Genomic DNA, 1,452 nt, shown 5'->3' with positions numbered 1-1,452 from the left:
CGCCGAGGCCGGGGAGCCGTCGGTGGCGCTGGTGCTCGCCGACCGCTCCGACCGCGTCCAGCGGCGGCTCGCCGAGGTGTACCCGCGACTGCGTACCGCCCCGCGCCGCCGGCTCGGCGGTGGAGGCTACGGCTCCGGTGCGGCCGCCGGCCGACGGGCCGACCTGGGCGGTACGGGGCTGACCGGCCCGGACCCGAGTCGGGGCATCGTCGGCTGACCCTCGGCCGGGGTCAGCCCCCGGTGCGCGCGGCCGTCGCCAGGTAGCGGCAGAGCAGCTCGTGCCAGCCCGCGGTGAGCGCCTGGCGGTAGCCCTCGGCGGCCGTGCCGTGCCTGTCGAAGTAGCGGTGTTCCACGTCCACCCGGGTCGATCCGTCGCCTTCGGGATGGAAGAGAACCTCCACCTCGCTGGCCCGCGCCGGGTCCGGCACCGGCACCCGGTCCGGCCCGATCTGCCAGGTGAAGACCAGCCGCCGGGGCGGGTCCCAGGTCAGCACGCGACCCCAGTCGTTGCGGAAGCCGTAGGGGCCGATCTCGTAGAGCATGCCGCCGGCTCGTGGCTCGATGCCGAGGCCGGCCAGTGCCTCCGGCCCGGACCAGGTGTATTCGCGGACCCACCAGTCGGCCAGCGCGCCGGTGAAGACGGCGTACGCCCGCTCCACGGGCACCGGGACCAAAAGGCTGCTGCGGAGGGAGAAGCGGTCGGATTCCTGCCGGACCTCATCCGGATCGGCCATCTCCTGTCCCATAGGCCCGGACCATACCGGCTCATGTCCCGCTGTGCAGCTTTCGTCGCGCCCGCTTCCGGACAGCGGGAACCCGGGTTTCCGACAGCCGGGAAGGGCGTGATCGTCGATGTCCCGAAGCCGGCCGCGGCGACGGATGCCGTACCGCAAAGCGGGTAACCGCCGCTGACCCGGACCGGACGGACCGGCCGACGGGGGAGCGGGGAGCATGAGCGACAGCCGAGCCAGCGAACGCGTACCGGAGCCGAAGGAGCGGCCGGACCAGGACATCGGCGGCGGGCCGGAGCCGGACGTCCTGCTCGACGTGCCGGAGCTGTCGGTCGATGAGATCCGGCTGACGGTCGACGGGTTGGACGCGGACCTGTCGTTGCGGGCCCGGCTGGCGAACCTGCTCCAACTCGACGCGGGTGTCCGGGTGCACCTGGAGGGTGTCGAGCTGGACATCACCGGGGTGCGGGCCGAGGCCCTGCTCAAGGTCCGGCTGGAGAAGCTGGTGCAGATCCTGGACCGGGCGCTGACCACCATCGACCGGAACCCGCACCTGATCGACGCGCTGGCCCGCTCCGTCGGGGCGACGGTCGAGGACGTGCACCGCACGGCCGAGCGGCTCGGCGCCCCGGTCGTGGACCGGGCGGCGGCCGAGGTCACCGCATCGGCGGTCCGGCCGGCCGAGCAGACCGCGGCCGAGTTCGCCGCCGGCTCGGGGGTC

At 74.1% G+C, this 1,452-nt stretch carries 1 protein-coding gene and 2 pseudogenes; 2 read left to right on the top strand and 1 reads right to left on the bottom strand.

Annotation, left to right across the window (positions count from 1 at the left end; translation table 11 throughout):
- A pseudogene (locus HUW36_RS32805) lies at window positions 1–217 on the top strand (DUF2786 domain-containing protein); the annotation flags it as partial.
- Window positions 218–230: 13 nt separating this feature from the next.
- Here HUW36_RS32805 and HUW36_RS32800 read toward each other — a convergent pair.
- Window positions 231–746: an SRPBCC family protein gene (locus HUW36_RS32800; RefSeq protein ID WP_174531579.1), complete on the bottom strand. Its 516-nt coding sequence runs from the start codon at window positions 744–746 to the stop codon at window positions 231–233.
- Between the two features lie 205 nt (window positions 747–951).
- Between HUW36_RS32800 and HUW36_RS32795 the strand changes: the two are divergent.
- Window positions 952–1,452 (top strand): annotated as a pseudogene (locus tag HUW36_RS32795) (hypothetical protein); the annotation flags it as partial.

This window comes from Micromonospora maritima (genome assembly GCF_902825405.1).
Lineage (GTDB): Bacteria > Actinomycetota > Actinomycetes > Mycobacteriales > Micromonosporaceae > Micromonospora > Micromonospora maritima.
Note: the sequence above shows the minus strand (reverse complement) of the source record. Positions and strands in the feature narration are given on the sequence as shown.